The organism is Shewanella frigidimarina NCIMB 400, from assembly GCF_000014705.1.
Taxonomy (GTDB): Bacteria; Pseudomonadota; Gammaproteobacteria; order Enterobacterales; family Shewanellaceae; genus Shewanella; species Shewanella frigidimarina.
The window spans coordinates 4827347-4845257 of record NC_008345.1 but is presented as its reverse complement, the minus strand read 5'-3'; the positions used below and the strand labels follow the sequence as shown (position 1 = coordinate 4845257).

The following is a 17911-nucleotide window of genomic DNA, read 5'->3' as shown; positions in this document are numbered from 1 at the left end:
AATCAAAGGAGGTGTATTCTATAGGGAGATCACAATGATCGCTATCCTTTAAAGAAGAATTATCCCCAGCGGGATCATTCTGTGTATATATCTGAGATCAACGAAGATCAAAATCGATCCATTAATTGCAAAATTCAAGCAAATCCAGCTTTATTAACCGATCCACCTTGATCTATAATAGCATTTCTTTGATCTACTGAAACAACGAAAGATCCACAAGATATAGTGTCTGTACACAGACTTATCCACATCTTCTGGTGCTTAATCGATAGTAGCTTCAAATAAAGATTGGCAGAAATTTGTCATATAAGTACTTTCGTTATTGACGAGGCTACTTAAAGTGATTACAATTCGGCCTCTTTTTTGCCCTTACCTCTAATTTTGGAGATAAGGTAAATTCACTAACAAAGACGGATTGCCATCATGAGTAAACGTACTTTTCAACCTAGCAACCTGAAGCGCAAGCGTTCTCACGGCTTCCGCGCTCGTATGGCTACTGTAGGCGGCCGTAAGGTCCTTGCACGTCGTCGTGCGAAAGGTCGCGCTCGTTTATCTGCGTAAGTAGATAACTAGGTGACTAGCTATACCTTTTCGCGGGAGTTACGTTTGTTAACTCCCGCGCAATTTAAATCTGTATTCTCCAATCCAATCAAAGCATCCTCTGCTGAAATAACTCTGCTCGCAATTCCAAATTCAGAGCAACATCCTCGTTTAGGATTAACTGTGGCCAAACGTTTTGTTAAACGTGCAAACCAACGTAATCGTATTAAACGTGTGATAAGAGATAGTTTTCGTTTACATCAACACGACATCCCAGATATAGATATCGTTGTATTAGTCAGAAATGGCGTGATGGAAATGGAAAATGCAGAACTACACAAATTAATAGAAAAGCTATGGCGCAAACTCAGTCGCCGTTACAATGGCTAGCAACCACGGTTATCCGTGGTTACCAAATTCTTATCAGCCCTTTATTGGGACCGCGTTGTCGGTTCAATCCAACTTGTTCTTATTATGCTATAGAAGCAATAAAAACACATGGAACAGTAAAAGGTAGTTGGTTTGCAATGAAACGCATATTAAAATGTCACCCTTTACATCCCGGCGGTAGTGATCCCGTCCCCCCTAAAAATGACAGGTGTAATAAATAGGCTATGGAATCTCAACGCAATATATTGCTAATCGGTCTGCTGTTTGTCAGCTTTTTAATGTGGCAACAATGGCAAACAGATAAAGCACCAAAACCAGCAACAGCACAAACTGTTACTCAAACTAACGCCGCCTCACAACACAGTGCTGACGTTCCAGAAGCAGATATATCTGGAGTACCAGTAGAATTACCTGCAAATAAAAACCTTATTAGCGTTAAAACTGATCAGCTTGATATTAAAATCAGCCCGATTGGTGGTGACATAGTTTATGCCGCATTAGTGGAACATAAACGCGAAATTGACAGTAGTGATCCATTTGTCATTTTAGAGCAAAAGAACAATTTCACTTATATCGCCCAAAGCGGACTTATTGGTCGTGATGGTATTGATAGTAGTGCCAATGGTAGAGCAGCTTATAGTGTTCAAACCAATTCATATTCTTTAGCTGATGGTAAAGACACATTAACCGTGCCATTTACTTATACAGCAGACAACGGTGTCACCTACGTAAAAAGCTTTACGTTCACCCGTGGTCAATATGATGTCGGCGTAGATTACAGCATCAGCAATACTTCAGCTGCACCGTTACAAGTGCAGATGTATGGTCAAATTAAGCAAACGATTAAAGAATCTGAAAGCAGCATGATGATGCCAACCTACCGTGGTGGTGCTTTCTCGGCTCAAGATACTCGTTATGAGAAATATAACTTTGACGATATGGCTGACAAAAATCTTGCTAAAGTAACACTCGGTGGTTGGGCTGCAATGCTACAACATTACTTTGTGTCAGCTTGGGTGCCGCCAGCAACCGATTCAAACACCATTTTCTCAAGTATGAGTGCTGGTGGAATGGCTAATATTGGTTTCCGTGGTGCGGTATATGATATTGCTCCTGGCGCGACTCAAGAAATTAACTCGCAGTTTTATGTTGGTCCAAAAAACCAAAAAGAGCTTTCAGCTATTTCTGAAACCTTAAACTTGGTTGTTGATTACGGCTTCTTATGGTGGTTAGCCATTCCAATCCATTGGTTATTGATGTTCTATCAATCATTTGTGGGTAATTGGGGTGTAGCGATTATTTTGATCACCCTCACCGTCCGTGGTGGTCTATATCCGCTGACTAAAAAGCAATATACCTCTATGGCCAAAATGCGTAATCTGCAGCCTAAATTGACAGAGATGAAAGAACGCTTTGGTGATGACCGTCAAAAGATGGGTCAAGCTATGATGGAACTGTATAAGAAAGAAAAAGTAAACCCTATGGGCGGTTGCTTACCTATTCTGTTACAGATGCCAATTTTCATCGCATTATACTGGGTACTACTAGAAAGCTATGAATTACGCCACGCGCCATTCATGCTTTGGATTACTGACTTATCAGTTCAAGATCCATACTATGTATTGCCATTGTTAATGGGCTTATCAATGTTCTTGATGCAAAAAATGCAACCGGTAGCGCCAACAATGGATCCAATGCAAGTGAAAATGATGCAGTGGATGCCAGTTATCTTTACCGTATTCTTCTTATGGTTCCCAGCTGGTCTAGTACTTTACTGGTTAGTGGGTAACTTAGTTGCAATCACACAGCAGAAAATTATTTATGCTGGCCTTGAGAAAAATGGCATAAAATAAGCCTAAGCTCAATGTTGTATAACTGATTAAAAAGGCGGCTGATTAGCCGCCTTTTCCTTTATCAATTTTATAGGTAATACCGTGACAACAGACACTATTGTGGCACAAGCCACCGCCCCTGGAAGAGGTGGCGTAGGCATCATTCGTATTTCTGGTGATTTAGCCACTAATGTAGCAACAGCGATTATTGGCCATGTGCCTAAAACTCGTTACGCAGAATATTGTGACTTTAACAATGCTGACGGTCAGGTGATTGATCAAGGGATTGCGCTATTTTTTAAAGGACCAAATTCATTTACCGGCGAAGATGTCCTAGAACTGCAAGGTCATGGTGGTCAAATCGTGCTCGACATGCTAATTAAGCGTGTAATGGAAATAGACGGTATTCGCATTGCTAGACCAGGTGAGTTCAGCGAACAAGCCTTTATGAACGATAAACTCGACTTAACTCAAGCAGAAGCGATTGCTGACTTAATTGATGCTACCAGTGAACAGGCAGCAAAAAGTGCCTTGCAATCACTACAGGGTGAATTTTCAAAAGAAGTCCATGAGCTTGTCGACCAAGTCACCAACCTGCGCTTATATGTAGAAGCAGCGATTGACTTCCCCGATGAGGAAGTCGACTTTCTATCCGACGGTAAAATTGCCAACGCGTTATATAAAATCATCAGTAAACTAGACACTGTACAAGCTAGCGCCAAGCAAGGTTCAATCATCCGCGAAGGAATGAAAGTTGTGATTGCCGGCCGCCCTAATGCCGGTAAATCAAGCTTACTTAATGCATTAGCCGGTAAAGAATCAGCCATTGTGACTGAAATTGCTGGAACGACTCGCGATGTACTTCGTGAACATATCCACTTAGACGGTATGCCACTGCACATTATCGATACGGCTGGGTTACGAGACACACTCGATACTGTTGAACAAATAGGTATCGAACGCGCATGGGCAGAAATAGCCAGTGCCGATAGAGTCTTGTTTATGGTCGATGGCACCACAACCGATGCTGTAAATCCTCACGAAATTTGGCCCGACTTTATCGACCGTTTACCAGCAAAACTAGGGGTAACCGTAGTACGAAATAAAGCAGATTTAACCGGTGAAACCTTAGATAAAACCGAAGAACAAGGCAGTTGTGTTTACCGGATATCAGCTAAAACAGGTTTAGGTATTGATGAGTTAAAACAGCATCTTAAATCATTAATGGGTTACCAAAGTAACTTAGAGGGTGGCTTTATTGCCCGTCGCCGTCATTTAGAAGCGCTCGAGCTTGCCGCAAATCACTTACAGTTGGGCAAAGAACAGCTTGAAGTGTATTTAGCTGGAGAGTTACTGGCAGAAGAACTGCGCATGACACAAATGGCCTTATCTGAAATCACCGGTAAATTCACCTCAGATGATCTATTGGGCAAGATTTTTGGCTCATTCTGTATTGGTAAATAGGTGTAAATTGATGAAACTCGCTAACCAAGTTGTGGTACTCGATTTTGAAACCACAGGACTATCACCAGATAACGGTGACCGAGCTATAGAAATTGGTGCGGTTAAGTTAGTTAATGGTCAAATAGTCGATACTTTTCAGGAATTGATTAATCCTGGTCGGCGAGTAAATAGCTTTATTGAGCAATATACTGGTATTAGTAACGATATGCTCAAACATGCCCCAACGTCCAAACAAGTCATGGGGCAGTTTGCTAAGTTTATTGATGGTTTTAATTTGGTGGCACACAATGCCAGCTTTGATAAAAAGTTTCTCGATGCCGAGTTTAGCCATAGCAAACTGCATTACAGCGGTCAATTTGCTTGCTCGTTGTTATTATCAAGGCGGATAAGCCAAGATGCCCCCAACCATAAGCTTGGCACGCTTGTAGATCATCACCAATTACCTAACGATGGCGTGTTTCACCGGGCCTTGGCTGATGCCACCATGACCAGCCATTTATGGTTACATCAAATAGATCTATTACAACTACAGCTGCCCAAACAAGCTATTACCATTGATATTATCAATAAAATATCCAGCCTTCCAAAAGCTCAAATTGCACGTTATTTGCGAACTATGAGCTAGAGTATTGTTAACTTCCATCGTTAACATTGGTTCGAGAAAAACAGCATATAGTTACAACTCTTGCGATAACTTATCGACCAGCAATCTGACTTTGGGTGATAAATGGCGATTATGCGGATACAAAGCCCAAATACCTTCTTTAGGTTGTTGAAAAGGAGCAAGCAATACCACTAACAGCCCCTCTGCTATAGCATCATTGACGTAATATCCTGGTAACTGCACAATCCCCAAACCACATATAGCTGCATTCAATAAACTCAAACCACTGCTACAAGCTAAAGACCCATGCACTTTTACCGTCTTAGGTTTACCTTGCTCAACAAAATGCCAATGTGACTGACTGCCGATTAAACAATTATGCTGACTTAACTCCGATAACGCATAAGGCGTACCGTATTTAGCGATATAACTCGGGGCTGCGCACACATATTGGCTTCGACTCGTAAGCCGCTTTGCCATCATAGTAGAATTAGTTAACCGCCCTAACCTAATCGCCAAATCATAACCACCATCCACTAAGTCAAGTTGCTGATTAGTCAGCTCACAAATCACTTCAATGTCAGGATATTGCTGCATAAAATCAATCACTATCGGCATGATAAACTTTTCACCGTAAGTCACTGGTGCAGTAATTCTAATAAGTCCTTGTGGCTTATCTTTTAAACTTGAAATAGCGCGTTCTGCTTCATCAAGACTGTTTAATACCTGGCGACAATGCTGATAATAGACCGTACCTTCTTCGGTTAACGATACTTTACGAGTGGTGCGATAAAATAATTTGGTGTTTAAACGGTTTTCAAGCTGACTAATTTGTCGACTCACTTGCGCGGTAGAAATACTCAAACGCTTGCCAGCCACAGTAAAACTGTCCGTTTCGGCCACCGCCACAAATTCAAAAATGCCTTCCCACTTCATCATTATTACATTCTCGTAAAAGTCATTTGCAAAATAAGCTAATTATCATTCTATGATAAACAAATACAATGACTAAATACACTACACTGTAGTCATACCTCTTAACCATGTTGACCATGGTCGTTAATGTTAAGGAAATCATTTATGTCAGCACAATTTATTAAATCAAAAGCCGCTATTGCTTGGGGACCTGGCCAGCCACTATCGGTAGAAGAAGTCGACGTCATGTACCCAAAAGCGGGTGAAGTCATGGTGCGTATTGTGGCATCTGGCGTTTGTCATACCGATGCTTTCACGCTTTCAGGTGATGATCCTGAAGGGGTATTCCCGGCGATTCTTGGTCATGAAGGTGGTGGTATTGTTCACATGGTCGGTGAAGGTGTTACTAGCGTACAAGTCGGCGATCATGTTATTCCGTTATACACAGCAGAATGTGGAGTATGTAAATTCTGTACTTCTGGTAAAACTAATCTTTGCAGTGCAGTACGTGAAACTCAAGGCAAAGGGTTAATGCCAGACGGCACCACGCGTTTCTTTAAAGATGGTGAGCCAATTTTTCACTACATGGGCTGTTCAACATTTTCTGAGTACACCGTATTACCGGAAATATCATTAGCCAAAGTCAGTAAAGATGCGCCATTAGAAGAAGTCTGTTTATTAGGTTGTGGTGTGACCACCGGCATGGGCGCTGTATTGAAAACAGCTAAAGTTCAAAAAGGTGATACTGTCGCTATTTTTGGTTTAGGCGGTATCGGTCTATCAGCAATTATTGGTGCCACCATGGCTGGCGCCAGCCGAATTATTGGTATTGACCTTAATGAATCTAAATTCGAACTTGCCAAAAAATTAGGTGCAACCGACTGCATTAACCCTAAAAACTTTGATAAGCCGATTCAAGAAGTGATTGTAGAAATGACCGATGGTGGTGTCGATTTCTCATTTGAATGTATTGGTAACGTCAATGTAATGCGCAGTGCATTAGAATGCTGTCATAAAGGTTGGGGCGAGTCAGTCATTATTGGTGTAGCAGGTGCTGGACAAGAAATTTCAACCCGTCCATTTCAGTTAGTTACTGGTCGAGTATGGCGCGGCAGTGCATTTGGTGGCGTTAAAGGACGCAGTGAATTACCGGGCATTGTTGAGCAATACCTAGCTGGCGAATTTAAACTTGACCACTTTATTACTCACACCATGGGTATTGAAGGCATTAACGATGCATTTGATTTAATGCACAAAGGTGAAAGTATACGCAGCGTGATCCACTTTGCCAAGTAACGCTTAATTTATCATGACAGACTCAGTTAAGCGTTAAACAACTTAACTGCGGTCTGACAAATAAGGACACATAATGACCATTGAAAGTATCAGCAGTACCAAAGTATTTGGTGGTTGGCATAAACAATACAGTCATCAATCAAGTGCGCTAAATTGCACCATGCGGTTTGCTATTTACTTACCACCACAAGCCGAAAGCCAAAAAGTACCGGTTTTATACTGGTTGTCAGGGCTTACGTGTACTGATGAAAACTTTATGCAAAAAGCAGGTGCACAGCGAATAGCAGCAGAGCTAGGCATGGCTATTGTCGCACCCGATACCAGCCCACGAGGTGAAAGTGTCGCAGATGATGCTGACGGCGCTTATGACTTTGGTTTAGGCGCAGGCTTTTATCTAAATGCCACTAAACCACCATTTAGTCAGCATTACCAAATGTATGATTATGTGGTAAACGAATTGCCTGCATTGATTGAAGCTCATTTTCCGGTAACAGAACAACGTAGTATTAGCGGTCACTCAATGGGTGGACATGGCGCGTTAACTATCGGATTAAAAAATCCTAATAAATATAAAAGCTTGTCTGCATTCAGTCCTATTTGTCATCCAATGGACAGCCCATGGGGCATCAAAGCATTCCGCGGTTACTTAGGTGATGACCAGCAACAATGGAAACAATACGATAGCTGCGAGTTAATGGCCAATAGCCAACAATTTGTGCCCGCGCTGGTGGACCAAGGCAGTAATGACAATTTTTTGAACGAGCAATTAAAGCCACAAGACTTAGTCAAAGTAGCAAAAGACAAAGGTTATCCGCTTGAACTAAGAATGCAGCCTGGTTATGACCACAGCTATTATTTTATCGCGACATTTATTGAAGACCATCTGCGTTTTCATGCAAAGTATTTGTCATTAAGTTAACTATCCAAGTAATACTGCAGTATTAACCCCATATCAACGAGCCTTATAAGGCTCGTTTTTTTATGCTAAAAACATTAAAAACTCATGTTAACCAATAAACAAAGCCTAAATAAAAGCACTTAAAAACGCCTAAAGCACAGTTATTTACACAGTTATCCCCTTTTATAAACACAAATAAGCCAACATTAATCGCAATTGAACGAGTAAAATAGCCAAATGCATCGCCCCACAGCGATCAAAACAAGTATGCAATAATGAAATACACAGATAATTTGGAGTCAAGATGGCAAAAGTAGCATTATTAGTAGGCACAACATTAGGCGGTTCAGAATATGTTGCCGATGAAATGGCGGCTCAACTTGCTGAGTTAACCCATCAAACAGAGGTCTTTATTGAGCCTAATATAGATGAATTAGCAGATTTTCCAGTGTGGATCCTTGTATGTTCTACTCATGGAGCAGGCGATCTTCCCGACAATATAGTTCCGTTTCATAAGCAATTAATGATCGAAATGCCCGATCTTAACCATATCAAGTTCGCTTTATGTGCAATTGGCGACTCTAGTTACGATACTTTCTGCCAAGGACCTGAAAAAATAACCTCACTACTTTTACAAAATGGATCTAACGCTATTGTGGATAAGATCCAAATAGATGTGCAACGAGATCCAATACCTGAAGAACCTGCTCTAGCGTGGTTATTACAATGGCAGCATCTTATCTAAGCCTATATAGATCCGATCATATCCTGAATAAACCCTGATCAACTCACAGATTAGATCATACTTATCCACAATATATTACTTATTAGTATAAGTTTGTGGATAAGCTATTATTTTTAGCGATCATAACTCTGTACTATTCACAGTCCGATCTGCTCAATGATCACCCTTGTGGATAACTACCCGATCTATCCCCATGTTATCTTGAGTTTGATCGCGATCAGATCACAGGTTAGTTTTGACTTTAAATATTGATTTTAAAAAGAAATAAAAGTTATCAACAGAAAAGTCCGATCCTAATAATAAACATAATAAAAAGATCTATATAAAGATCTTAAGATCTATTAAGCAAACCGCATCTTGATCAATCAGTGAAAAATGATCGTTCACGTTCAGACAAGCAAGTGCTAAAATGATCCAATCGAAAACAGATTAAATTCGAATTTAACTTTCTTAGCTATCAAAGGTCAGATAATGCATTTTCATGAACGGTTTGATGTAATTGTTGTTGGTGGTGGTCATGCCGGAACTGAAGCAGCACTTGCAGCTGCAAGAATGGGCTCAAAAACATTATTGTTGACCCATAACATCGACACACTTGGCCAAATGTCTTGTAATCCTGCTATTGGCGGGATTGGTAAAGGCCATTTGGTAAAAGAAATTGATGCCTTAGGTGGTGCAATGGCAACAGCCACTGACTTTGCCGGTATTCAATTTAGAACATTAAATTCAAGCAAAGGCCCTGCCGTTCGTGCAACACGTGCACAAGCAGACAGAGCGCTATATCGTCAAAAAATCCAGCATATTTTACAAAACCAACCTAATTTACGTATTTTCCAACAGGCTGTTGATGACCTAGTTGTTGAAAACGATAAAGTTATTGGTGTAGTAACACAAATGGGTTTAGCTTTCGAAGCACCTGCAATTGTATTAACAACGGGTACATTCTTAAGCGGTAAAATCCATATTGGTATGCAAAATTACAGTGGTGGCCGTGCAGGCGATCCACCAGCAATTGCATTAGCGAATCGTTTACGTGAATTAAATATCCGTGTTGGCCGTTTAAAAACCGGTACACCTCCACGTATTGATGCTAATACCATTGATTTTACACAAATGACCGAACAAAAAGGTGACACACCACTTCCAGTAATGTCATTTATTGGTGATGTTAGTCAGCATCCAAGACAGGTTTCATGTTTTATCACTCATACCAATGAGAAAACCCACGACATTATTCGTGGAGGACTAGATCGTAGCCCAATGTACTCAGGCGTTATAGAAGGGATCGGACCACGTTATTGCCCGTCTATCGAAGATAAAATCCATCGTTTTGCAGACAAGTCGTCACATCAGATATTTATTGAACCTGAAGGACTAAGTACTAATGAAATTTATCCAAATGGTATCTCAACCAGTTTACCGTTTGATGTTCAATTAAATTTAGTCCGCTCAATTAAAGGCATGGAAAACGCCGAAATTATGCGTCCTGGCTATGCTATTGAATATGATTATTTTGATCCACGCGATCTTAAGAACTCATTAGAAACTAAAGCCATCGAAGGACTCTATTTCGCCGGCCAAATTAACGGTACTACTGGTTACGAAGAAGCCGGAGCTCAAGGTTTACTTGCTGGAATGAATGCATCACTGCAAGTTCAAGGAAAAACGGCCTGGTGCCCACGTCGTGATGAAGCTTATTTAGGCGTTTTAGTTGACGACTTATCAACCTTAGGTACAAAAGAACCGTACCGTATGTTTACCAGTCGTGCGGAATACCGTTTATTACTACGTGAAGATAATGCCGATTTACGATTAACTGAGAAAGGCCGTGAATTAGGCTTAGTTGATGATAAACGCTGGGAATCATTTATTGCCAAAAGAGAATCGATCGAATTAGAACTTCAGCGCTTACGCAGTCAATGGGTCCACCCAAATTCTGCTTTATTAGGTGTACTTAATCCAGAGTTAAACACTCCTATTTCGCGTGAAGCATCATTTGAAGATTTGCTACGCCGTCCTGAAATGGATTATGCAAAACTAATGTCATTAGAAGGTTTTGGTCCTGGACTTGATGATCAGCAAGCTGCTGAACAAGTGCAAATTCAAGTTAAGTATTCTGGTTATATTCAACGTCAGCAAGATGAAATTGATAAAGCGATCCGTCATGAAAATTCATTATTGCCCCTTGATCTGGATTATCAGGAAGTTCCAGGTTTATCAAATGAAGTGATCGCAAAACTAAATAATCATAAACCTGACACTGTTGGACAAGCATCACGGATCTCAGGTATTACCCCTGCAGCTATCTCAATTTTGCTAGTACATTTGAAAAAACGAGGTTTATTGCGAAAAATCGCATAAATCTAGTTATTTTTACAACTCAATACCACAAGGGAAGCCATAAGGCTTCCCTTAGTGCTTTTACGGCTTCATAATAACTGCCGTCTTTATCATGCAACCTACGAGGCTTTCTGTGTTATCTGCCCAACTTAAAACCTATTTAGCTGAAATGAATATGTCGGCCACTGAATTACAACAAAAACAATTAATAGGTTTTGTTGAAATGCTTGATAAATGGAATAAGGCTTATAATCTCACCGCTGTTCGCGATCCTGAGCAAATGTTAATCCGTCATGTTATGGACAGTTTGACCGTTTCTCCTTATCTTGAAGGACAACGTTTTATCGATGTAGGAACTGGCCCCGGTTTACCAGGGATCCCATTAGCGATTATGAATCCAGATAAGCAGTTTGTATTGCTAGATAGTTTAGGTAAACGAATCCGTTTTCAAAAACAGGTTCAGTTTGAATTAAAAATCAATAATATTACTTCGGTAGAAAGTCGAGTTGAAGCTTATATCCCAGAGATTAAATTTGATGGTGTGTTAAGCCGAGCATTTGCATCAATTCAAGATATGCTCAGTTGGTGTCATCATTTACCGACCGAGAAAGGCACTTTTTATGCATTAAAAGGCCAGTTAAATCAGCAAGAATTACAAGAGATGCCAACAGGATTTTCGTTGGTAGAAACCATTGTATTGCATGTACCAATGTTAGATGAACAGCGACATTTATTAAAAATTGCTAAGCAATAACTCGCATTTCTTTCGCTAATTAAGCTAACCGGACATCAATAACTTTAAGACAGGATGACATTGTGGGTAAAATCATTGCCGTAGCCAACCAAAAAGGTGGCGTTGGAAAAACAACGACTTGCGTTAATTTAGCCGCATCACTTGCCGCCACAAAGCGTAAAGTGTTGTTGATCGATTTAGATCCTCAAGGTAATGCGACTATGGGCAGTGGTGTCGATAAATATGAAGTCGAAAACACCGCTTATGAATTATTAGTCGAAGAAAAACCCTTTGCCGAAATAGTGATTAAAAATACCATTGGTAAATATGATTTGATCGCGGGTAATGGTGATGTCACTGCTGCTGAAATTAAATTAATGGAATTTTATGCGCGTGAGATCCGTTTACGCAATGCATTAGCACCGATCAAAGATGATTATGACTTTATCTTTATCGACTGCCCGCCATCTCTCAATATGTTAACTGTAAATGCCATGTCTGCTGCTGATTCAGTGCTTGTGCCAATGCAATGTGAATATTATGCCCTAGAAGGTTTAACCGCGTTAATTGACACCATTACCAAGCTAGGCGCCATGGTTAACCCTACATTAAGTATAGAAGGCATTTTGCGGACTATGTATGATCCGCGTAATCGTTTATCTAATGATGTATCAGACCAACTCAAACAGCATTTTGGTGAGAAAGTGTATCGCACTGTCATACCGCGAAATGTTCGTTTAGCTGAAGCACCTAGTTTTGGTGCACCTGCCATGTATTACGACAAATCAAGTGCTGGAGCTAAAGCCTATTTAGCCCTAGCAGGTGAAATAATCCGTCGTGCAGAACAGCAAACTCAACCCAAACAAGCGTAGGATACAAAAATGACCTTAAAAAAACGCGGTTTAGGTAAAGGCTTGGATGCCTTGTTAAGCCACAGTAATACTGCTAGTCGTAAAAATGATCAAGCAGAAGAGCAGCAATCTGCATCGTTAAATGACTTACTTCACCTTGATCTTGATTTGTTGCAACCAGGTAAGTATCAACCACGTAAAGATATGTCGCCGGAAGCACTAGAAGAGCTAGCAGAATCAATTCGTGCTCAAGGTGTTATACAACCTATTGTTATACGTAAAATTTCTGCAACTAATTATGAAATTATTGCCGGTGAACGTCGTTGGCGTGCTGCTCAACTAGCTAAACTTGATAAAGTCCCGTGTATTGTAAAGCAAGTGGCTGATGACGCTGCAGTCGCTATCGCGCTAATTGAGAATATTCAGCGAGAAGATTTAAATGCAATGGAAGAAGCCATTGCCTTACAGCGATTATTAGAAGAATTTGAATTAACACATCAACAAGTGGCTGATGCTGTTGGTAAATCTCGTGTTAGTGTGTCTAATTTATTGCGTTTAAATAGCCTTAATGAACCTGTTAAACGTTTGTTAGAAAACGGTGATATCGACATGGGTCATGCCCGTGCTTTATTGGCGGTAGAAGGCGATGAACAGACTAATTTAGCTCGATTAGTAGCCTCAAAAGAAATGACTGTTCGAGAAACTGAACGATTAGTTAATAAAGCCCTAAATCCGGCTAAAGACGCCGAAACACCAGCTAAAGATCATGATGTTAGTCGTTTAGAACAAGAGTTAATTGAAAGACTCGGTGCCAAGGTTGCCATCAATCATGGTAGTAAAGGTAAAGGCAAAATTGTAATAAATTACCAGAATCTCGCTGAATTAGACGGAATTTTAAGTAAAATTCGCTAAAATGTGGAACAAACCAATTTCATTAGTAAGTTTGTGACATAGGTCTAATTTTAGTTTTTGATTATTTAGCGCTGAATCGTGCGTAAAATCGTTGTTTTACTATCATCAAAGTTGCAAACAAAGCGCGAAAAGGTATACTTTGCAGGCTTTTTGAATCTTAAGGCTAGTTTAATATATTAAATTTAACATTAGGATCGCGAAAGGCAATAATGCGGAGATATGAAGTTGGGTAATGTTTTAGCGCGTCGTGGCAGGTTAGCAGCCTATAAATTAGTGCTGGTACAAGCGGCAGTCGCGAGTATTATTTCAACACTATTTTTCGTTATGTGGGGAGCACAGTATGGCCTATCTGCACTTGCAGGTGGCGTAATTGCTGTACTTCCTAATTTTGTATTCGCAACCCTAGCTTTCTCACATAGTGGGGCAAGCTCTGCAGCAAAAGTGATTAAAAGCTTTTACTGGGGGGAAGCGGTAAAGATGCTATTAACCATTGCATTATTTTCGTTAGTGTTTATCAATCTAAAAGTTGGATTTATGCCGCTTTTTACCTGTTACTCATTAGTGTTAGTTGTACATTGGATAGCACCTTTATATTTCAAGCAAAGTTAAGTGGGATGAATCATGTCTGCAACTGGTGAAGAAATGACACAGCAGAGCTATATCCAACATCACCTTACCAATTTAACCGTTGGTGAAGGATTTTGGACTTGGAACATTGATTCGTTGCTCTTTTCGGTTGGGCTTGGAATGTTGTTCTTATGGCTGTTTTACCGTGCCGGCAAAAAAGCGACCACAGGCGTTCCTGGCAAATTTCAATGTTTTGTCGAGATCATTGTTGAGTTCGTTGATAGCAGTGTGAAAGAAACTTTTCACGGCCGCAATCCTGTTATTGCGCCTTTAGCTCTGACAATTTTCGTCTGGATTTTCATGATGAACTTCATGGATATGATCCCAGTCGATTGGTTACCTTCATTGGCTTTATTAGCTGGTGTTCCATACCTAAAAGTTGTTCCGACTACAGACGTTAACATTACCTTCAGCTTAGCTCTTGGTGTGTTTGTGCTGATTATTTATTACAGCATTAAAGTCAAAGGTGTTTCAGGTTTTGTTAAAGAACTAACATTTCAGCCTTTTAACCATTGGGCAATGATACCCGTCAACTTATTATTAGAAACAGTAACTCTAGTTGCGAAGCCGATTTCATTGGCTCTTCGACTATTTGGTAACTTGTACGCTGGTGAGTTGATATTTATCCTTATTGCATTGATGTACGGTTCTAACGTGGCGTTATCTGCTCTAGGTGTAGGATTACAACTAGGTTGGTTAATTTTCCATATTTTAGTTATTACTTTACAAGCATTTATTTTCATGATGTTGACCATTGTTTATTTAAGCATGGCGCATGAAGATCATTAAGGGTAACCGAAAATTTTTTTGACCTAAATCATTAATAACAACGATTTAGAATATTGGAGATAGATATGGAAACTGTATTAGGAATGACGGCTATTGCTGTTGCTCTACTCATTGGTATGGGTGCATTAGGAACAGCTATTGGTTTCGGCCTTTTAGGTGGGAAGTTTTTAGAAGGTGCAGCTCGTCAGCCAGAAATGGCGCCTATGTTACAAGTTAAAATGTTCATCGTAGCGGGTCTTTTAGATGCCGTAACTATGATTGGTGTAGGTATTGCGCTATTTATGCTATTTACTAACCCATTGGGTGCAATGCTTTAACTAACGCTTCTGTCTTTAATCTAACTAGGAGGCTGTTGTGAATTTCAACGCTACCCTATTCGGTCAGACGGTTGCCTTTATTCTCTTCGTGTGGTTTTGCATGAAGTTTGTATGGCCTCCGTTGATGAATGCCATCGAAGAACGCCAGAAGAAAATTGCTGATGGTCTGGCTGATGCCGGCCGTGCAGCAAAAGATCTAGAGTTAGCACAAATTAAAGCTACTGAGCAACTTAAAGAAGCAAAAGTAACTGCCAACGAAATTATTGAGCAAGCTAATAAGCGTAAGGCTCAAATCGTTGAAGAAGCTAAAGTTGAAGCACAAACTGAGCGCGCTAAAATTATCGCTCAGGGTCAAGCAGAAATTGAAAACGAACGTAATCGCGTGAAAGATGATTTGCGTAAGCAAGTTGCTCTACTAGCTATCGCTGGTGCAGAGAAAATTCTTGAACGTACGATTGATCCAGAAGCCCACAGTGACATTGTTAATAAACTTGTTGCTGAAATTTGATTAAGGGAGTTGAGTTATGGCTGAATTAAGCACCATCGCTCGCCCTTACGCAAAGGCAGCTTTTGATTTTGCTGTTGAGCATAAAGCAGTAGAAAGTTGGACAGAAATGTTAACTTTCGCTTCATTGGTAAGTGAAAACGAATCAATAAAGCCACTGCTTAATGGTACTCTCGCGAGTACACAACTTGCCACACTGTTTATAAAAGTATGCGGTGAGCAAGTCAATGAGCAAGGTCAAAACCTGATAAAGGTAATGGCTGAAAACGGTCGTTTAGGGATACTGTCAACAGTATCGCTACTTTTTGCTGAATACCGTAATGAGTGGGCAAAAGAAGTTGAAGCCGATGTGGTTTCTGCTACTGAGCTAAGCTCTGAGCAACAGCAGCAAATTAGTGTTTCTTTAGAGAAACGTCTCGCACGCAAAGTTAAGCTGAATTGCAGCATCGACGCATCGCTTATTGGCGGTGTAATTATTAAATCAGGCGACCTAGTCATTGATGGCTCGGTAAGCGGTAAGTTATCGCGTTTGTCTGAAAAGCTGCAGTCGTAATTGGGAGTTTGAGCATGCAACTGAATTCCACTGAAATCAGCGATCTGATTAAGCAGCGGATCCAGCAGTTCGACGTCGTTAGTGAAGCTCGCAACGAAGGTACAATCGTTGCAGTAAGTGACGGCATCATTCGCATTAACGGCCTAGCCGATGTAATGCAAGGTGAAATGATCGAACTGCCTGGTGGCTGTTTTGCAATCGCGTTGAATTTAGAACGTGATTCTGTCGGCGCCGTAGTGATGGGGCCTTATGCTAATTTAGCAGAAGGCGATAAAGTAAGAACCACTGGTCGTATTCTTGAAGTACCGGTGGGTCGTGGTCTACTTGGCCGCGTTGTTAACACTCTAGGTGAGCCTATTGACGGAAAAGGACCTATCGACAACGATGGTTTCTCTCCTGTTGAAGTGATTGCCCCTGGTGTTATTGAACGTAAGTCAGTATCACAACCAATTCAAACTGGTTATAAAGCCGTTGATGCCATGATCCCTATTGGTCGTGGTCAACGTGAATTGATTATTGGTGACCGTCAGACTGGTAAAACAGCGATGGCAATCGATGCAATTATCAACCAGAAAGAATCAGGCATTAAGTGTGTCTATGTAGCTATTGGTCAGAAAGCTTCTACCATCGCTAACGTAGTACGCAAGCTTGAAGAACATGGTGCATTAGCTAACACTATTGTTGTTGTTGCTTCAGCTTCTGAAGCTGCTGCACTGCAATACTTAGCGCCATATTCTGGTTGTTCTATGGGTGAATACTTCCGTGACCGCGGTGAAGATTCTTTAATCGTATATGATGATTTGTCTAAGCAAGCAGTTGCTTATCGTCAAATTTCATTACTATTGAAGCGTCCACCAGGACGTGAAGCATACCCAGGTGACGTTTTTTATCTACACTCTCGTTTATTAGAGCGTGCTTCACGCGTAAACGTGAATTATGTAGAAAAGTTCACTAAAGGTGCAGTAACAGGTCAAACTGGTTCGTTAACCGCTTTACCTATTATTGAAACCCAAGCTGGTGATGTATCAGCGTTCGTACCGACCAACGTAATTTCTATTACAGATGGTCAAATCTTCCTTGAAACTGATTTGTTTAACTCAGGACTACGTCCAGCAGTTAACCCAGGTATTTCTGTTTCTCGTGTTGGTGGTGCTGCGCAGACTAAAATCATCAAGAAACTGTCTGGTGGTATTCGTACTGCACTTGCACAGTATCGAGAGCTTGCTGCGTTCTCACAGTTTGCGTCTGATTTAGATGATGCAACTCGTGCTCAACTTGAGCATGGTGAGCGTGTAACCGAATTAATGAAGCAAAAGCAATATGCTCCTATGAGCGTTGCTGCCCAGTCTGTGTCTATTTTCGCAGCTGAAAAAGGCTACCTTAAAGGTGTTGCTTTAAATGAAATCGGTCGCTTCGAGGCCTCTCTGCTTTCATACATGAACAGTCAACATACTGACCTAATGAACACCATCAATGCTACTGGCGATTATAACGCTGATATCGAAGGTGAGTTAAAGGCAGGCATGGACAAGTTCATTGAAACCCAAACCTGGTAATAATGAACACGGGGTGTCATTAGGCACCTCAGGTCCCAGATTGG

General features: G+C 40.8%; 20 protein-coding genes. 19 read left to right on the top strand and 1 reads right to left on the bottom strand.

What is annotated here, in order from left to right:
• The first annotated feature begins 423 nt into the window (after positions 1–423).
• From rpmH to SFRI_RS20885, 6 genes are all read left to right on the top strand, one after another.
• On the top strand, positions 424–561 hold the full coding sequence (gene rpmH / locus SFRI_RS20905) for a 50S ribosomal protein L34 (protein ID WP_006083827.1): 138 nt from the start codon (positions 424–426) through the stop codon (positions 559–561).
• A 12-nt stretch (positions 562–573) separates the two neighbouring features.
• Positions 574–930: a ribonuclease P protein component gene (rnpA, locus tag SFRI_RS20900; protein ID WP_011639470.1), complete on the top strand. Its 357-nt coding sequence runs from the start codon at positions 574–576 to the stop codon at positions 928–930.
• Entirely contained in the window at positions 897–1151 is a 255-nt protein-coding gene (gene yidD / locus SFRI_RS21415) for a membrane protein insertion efficiency factor YidD (RefSeq protein WP_011639469.1), read from the top strand. Before rnpA ends, yidD begins: the two co-directional genes overlap by 34 nt.
• 3 nt (positions 1152–1154) lie before the next feature.
• Positions 1155–2783, top strand: coding sequence for a membrane protein insertase YidC (yidC, locus tag SFRI_RS20895; RefSeq protein ID WP_011639468.1), 1629 nt, complete (start codon positions 1155–1157; stop codon positions 2781–2783).
• 81 nt (positions 2784–2864) lie between these two features.
• The gene (gene mnmE, locus SFRI_RS20890) at positions 2865–4226 is read left to right on the top strand and encodes a tRNA uridine-5-carboxymethylaminomethyl(34) synthesis GTPase MnmE (protein ID WP_011639467.1); all 1362 of its coding nucleotides are present in this window, start codon (positions 2865–2867) and stop codon (positions 4224–4226) included.
• Positions 4227–4236: 10 nt separating this feature from the next.
• Positions 4237–4851, top strand: coding sequence for a 3'-5' exonuclease (locus SFRI_RS20885; RefSeq protein ID WP_011639466.1), 615 nt, complete (start codon positions 4237–4239; stop codon positions 4849–4851).
• A gap of 51 nt (positions 4852–4902) precedes the next feature.
• Here SFRI_RS20885 and SFRI_RS20880 read toward each other — a convergent pair whose 3' ends face one another.
• Positions 4903–5769, bottom strand: a complete 867-nt coding sequence (locus tag SFRI_RS20880) for a LysR substrate-binding domain-containing protein (RefSeq protein ID WP_011639465.1) — start codon at positions 5767–5769, stop codon at positions 4903–4905.
• Positions 5770–5910: 141 nt separating this feature from the next.
• On the opposite strand from SFRI_RS20880, the gene SFRI_RS20875 reads away from it, so the two are divergent.
• From SFRI_RS20875 to atpA, 13 genes are all read left to right on the top strand, one after another.
• The gene (locus SFRI_RS20875) at positions 5911–7041 is read left to right on the top strand and encodes an S-(hydroxymethyl)glutathione dehydrogenase/class III alcohol dehydrogenase (RefSeq protein WP_011639464.1); all 1131 of its coding nucleotides are present in this window, start codon (positions 5911–5913) and stop codon (positions 7039–7041) included.
• A 73-nt stretch (positions 7042–7114) separates the two neighbouring features.
• Positions 7115–7960 (top strand): S-formylglutathione hydrolase, encoded by an 846-nt coding sequence (gene fghA / locus SFRI_RS20870; protein WP_011639463.1) that lies wholly within the window; start codon positions 7115–7117, stop codon positions 7958–7960.
• Positions 7961–8243: 283 nt separating this feature from the next.
• Complete coding sequence (gene mioC, locus SFRI_RS20865) at positions 8244–8684, top strand: FMN-binding protein MioC (protein ID WP_011639462.1); 441 nt, start codon at positions 8244–8246, stop codon at positions 8682–8684.
• A 471-nt stretch (positions 8685–9155) separates the two neighbouring features.
• Positions 9156–11045 (top strand): tRNA uridine-5-carboxymethylaminomethyl(34) synthesis enzyme MnmG, encoded by a 1890-nt coding sequence (mnmG, locus tag SFRI_RS20860; RefSeq protein ID WP_011639461.1) that lies wholly within the window; start codon positions 9156–9158, stop codon positions 11043–11045.
• Positions 11046–11157: 112 nt separating this feature from the next.
• Positions 11158–11778 (top strand): 16S rRNA (guanine(527)-N(7))-methyltransferase RsmG, encoded by a 621-nt coding sequence (gene rsmG / locus SFRI_RS20855; protein ID WP_041413262.1) that lies wholly within the window; start codon positions 11158–11160, stop codon positions 11776–11778.
• 62 nt (positions 11779–11840) lie between these two features.
• The gene (locus tag SFRI_RS20850) at positions 11841–12629 is read left to right on the top strand and encodes a ParA family protein (protein WP_011639459.1); all 789 of its coding nucleotides are present in this window, start codon (positions 11841–11843) and stop codon (positions 12627–12629) included.
• A 9-nt stretch (positions 12630–12638) separates the two neighbouring features.
• The gene (locus tag SFRI_RS20845) at positions 12639–13520 is read left to right on the top strand and encodes a ParB/RepB/Spo0J family partition protein (protein ID WP_011639458.1); all 882 of its coding nucleotides are present in this window, start codon (positions 12639–12641) and stop codon (positions 13518–13520) included.
• Between the two features lie 225 nt (positions 13521–13745).
• Complete coding sequence (locus SFRI_RS20840) at positions 13746–14129, top strand: ATP synthase subunit I (protein WP_086019818.1); 384 nt, start codon at positions 13746–13748, stop codon at positions 14127–14129.
• A gap of 12 nt (positions 14130–14141) precedes the next feature.
• Positions 14142–14936, top strand: a complete 795-nt coding sequence (gene atpB / locus SFRI_RS20835; RefSeq protein ID WP_011639456.1) for a F0F1 ATP synthase subunit A — start codon at positions 14142–14144, stop codon at positions 14934–14936.
• Positions 14937–15001: 65 nt separating this feature from the next.
• Positions 15002–15253 carry a F0F1 ATP synthase subunit C gene (gene atpE, locus SFRI_RS20830; protein ID WP_011639455.1) on the top strand — a complete coding sequence of 84 codons (252 nt, stop codon included), beginning with the start codon at positions 15002–15004 and terminating at the stop codon, positions 15251–15253.
• A 37-nt stretch (positions 15254–15290) separates the two neighbouring features.
• Positions 15291–15761, top strand: coding sequence for a F0F1 ATP synthase subunit B (gene atpF, locus SFRI_RS20825; protein ID WP_011639454.1), 471 nt, complete (start codon positions 15291–15293; stop codon positions 15759–15761).
• Positions 15762–15777: 16 nt separating this feature from the next.
• On the top strand, positions 15778–16311 hold the full coding sequence (atpH, locus tag SFRI_RS20820; RefSeq protein WP_011639453.1) for a F0F1 ATP synthase subunit delta: 534 nt from the start codon (positions 15778–15780) through the stop codon (positions 16309–16311).
• A gap of 14 nt (positions 16312–16325) precedes the next feature.
• A complete protein-coding gene (gene atpA, locus SFRI_RS20815; RefSeq protein WP_011639452.1) occupies positions 16326–17867 on the top strand; it encodes a F0F1 ATP synthase subunit alpha in 1542 nt (513 codons plus the stop codon).
• Positions 17868–17911 lie beyond the last annotated feature (44 nt).